The sequence below is a fragment of the Polaromonas sp. P1_E1_2 genome, assembly GCF_056406035.1.
The window spans coordinates 1-2,492 of record NZ_JBFUAZ010000617.1 but is presented as its reverse complement, the minus strand read 5'-3'; the positions used below and the strand labels follow the sequence as shown (position 1 = coordinate 2,492).

The 2,492-nt window shown below is 61.6% G+C and carries 2 protein-coding genes and 1 pseudogene; all 3 read left to right on the top strand.

Annotated features, from left to right (window positions below; all coding sequences use genetic code 11):
• A pseudogene (locus AC1D1P_RS20775) lies at nucleotides 1-295 on the top strand (PilT/PilU family type 4a pilus ATPase); the annotation flags it as partial.
• 49 nt (nucleotides 296-344) lie between these two features.
• The gene (gene dapE, locus AC1D1P_RS20770) at nucleotides 345-1,571 is read left to right on the top strand and encodes a succinyl-diaminopimelate desuccinylase (RefSeq protein WP_477669502.1); all 1,227 of its coding nucleotides are present in this window, start codon (nucleotides 345-347) and stop codon (nucleotides 1,569-1,571) included.
• The gene (gene prmB / locus AC1D1P_RS20765) at nucleotides 1,568-2,482 is read left to right on the top strand and encodes a 50S ribosomal protein L3 N(5)-glutamine methyltransferase (RefSeq protein ID WP_477669501.1); all 915 of its coding nucleotides are present in this window, start codon (nucleotides 1,568-1,570) and stop codon (nucleotides 2,480-2,482) included. Before dapE ends, prmB begins: the two co-directional genes overlap by 4 nt.
• Nucleotides 2,483-2,492: the final 10 nt, after the last annotated feature.

Below are 2,492 nucleotides of genomic sequence, written 5' to 3'. Positions count from 1 at the left end.
GCTCAATACCAAGCTGATCTCCGAGTTGATCGAAAAAGGCGATTTTTCAGGCGTCAAGGAAGCGATGGAAAAATCCATGGCCGAAGGCTCACAGACCTTCGAGCAGGACATCGCCAAGCTGATCGTGGCCGGCACCGTCACACGCAAGGAAGGTGTTCTCTACGCCGACTCGCCGACCAATCTGATGTGGCGGCTGGAGAATGACTTTGCCGTCAAGGCCAAGACACTGGAGCCAGAAGAGGACCCGGATGACGAACCGTCCTTTACGGAAATCACGCTGGACGTGAAGCACTAAAAACACGGCCGCGCTCGTTTCGGGCCGGTGTTAACAGGCCCTAAACGACATGTCCCGAACCCTGCATCTGGCTGAACAGCTGATTTCCCGCCCCTCCGTCACGCCTGACGACGCAGATTGCCAGGCCCTGCTGATCGCACGGCTGGCGCCGCTGGGCTTTCGATGCGAAACCATCGTCAGCGGCCCTGCCGACTTCCGCGTCACCAACCTGTGGGCTCGGCGTGAAGGGAAATCTCATGATTTAAGGGCTGCAGCCCAATCAGGACGGGCGCAAGCAGCTACTGAATTAATAGCAAAAAGCGATAGCGCCGCGCCGGCCAAAACCCTGGTGTTCGCCGGCCACACCGACGTGGTGCCCACCGGCCCGCTCGACCAGTGGCACAGCCACCCGTTCACCCCGAGCCATCGCGACGGAAAGATGTACGGGCGCGGTACCGCCGACATGAAAACATCGATCGCGGCGATGGTGGTCGCAGTCGAGGAATTCCTGGCCGCCCACCCGGATCCGGCCTTGTCGATCGCCTTCCTGATCACCAGCGACGAGGAAGGCCCGGCCGTGGACGGCACGGTCATGGTCTGCGAGCAGTTGAAAGCGCGCGGAGAAACGCTGGACTATTGCATCGTGGGTGAACCCACCTCGGTCGAGCGCCTGGGCGACATGATCAAGAACGGCCGCCGCGGCACCATGAGCGGCAAGCTCACCGTGAAGGGCGTGCAGGGCCATATTGCCTACCCGCACCTGGCCAAAAATCCGATCCACCTGTTTGCACCGGCTCTGGCCGAACTGGTGGCCACCGAATGGGACAAAGGCAATGCTTTCTTCCCGGCCACGAGCTGGCAGGTCTCCAACATCCACGGTGGCACCGGCGCGTCCAACGTCATTCCGGGCGAGCTGGTGGTGGACTTCAATTTCCGCTTCTGCACCGAATCCACCCCCGAAAGCCTGCAACAGCGCCTGCAAGCCGTGCTCAGCCAGCACCAGCTGGAGTACGACCTCAAATGGACCCTGGGCGGCCTCCCCTTTCTGACCACTCCGGGCACGCTGGTGGATGCGGTGCGTGGAGCGATCCAGGCTGAAACCGGCCTGAGAACCGAGCTTTCGACCACGGGCGGCACGAGTGACGGCCGCTTTATCGCCAAAATCTGCCCGCAGGTCATTGAATTCGGCCCCCTCAACGCTTCGATCCACAAGATCAACGAGCATGTTCTGGTGAGCTCACTCGATCCGCTCAAAAACATCTACAAAGGTGTTCTGGAACGACTGGCGGCAGCATGACGAGCCCGGCAACTCCTGCTTCATCGCTGACGGTGCTGGCGCTGGTCGAGGAAATGGCCGCCAGGCTGGAAGCGGCAGGCCTGCACTTTTCAGACGGATTCGGGCAAGGCACGACCAACGCCTTCGACGAGGCCGCGTGGCTGGTGCTGTGGAAGCTTGGGTTGCCGCTGGACGACCTGGATTCTGTAGAGAATCGGCCTGTAACCCAAGAGGAACGGGCGCAAGCAGCTATGCTTTTGGAAGCACGCATCAGCACCCGCAAGCCGGCGGCTTACCTGACGAACGAAGCCTGGCTGATGGGCGTGCCCTTTTATGTGGATGAGCGTGTGATCATTCCACGCTCCCTCATTGCCGAGCTGCTGGCCGACGCCAGCATAGACCCCTGGCTGGGCGAGCACACCCACCGCGTGCTTGACCTCTGCACCGGTAACGGCAGCCTCGCGGTGCTGGCGGCCATGACCTACCCTGACGTGGTGGTGGACGCCGCCGACATCAGCCTGGACGCTCTGGAGGTGGCCCGTATCAATGTGGACCGTCATCGTCTCGACGGCCGCATCACGCTGATCGAATCTGACGGCATGGCTGCCTGCGCGGGCCTGTATGACCTGGTTTTGTGCAACCCGCCCTATGTGAACGCTGCCAGCATGGCGGCCCTTCCGGCCGAATTCCGGGCTGAACCCGGCCTGGCACTGGACGGTAACCGGCACGGCGGCACCGACGGTATGGACTTCATTCGAGACCTTTTTCAAAGCGCCGCACGCCATATGAGCGAAAATGCCGTGCTGGTGCTGGAAATCGGCAATGAGCGCGAGAATTTTGAGCGCGCTTTCCCGACGCTTGAACCGCTGTGGTTCGAAACCAGCTCGGGCGCCGACCAGGTCTTGCTGCTGACGCGCGAACAACTGGCCTGAAGGCCAGGCC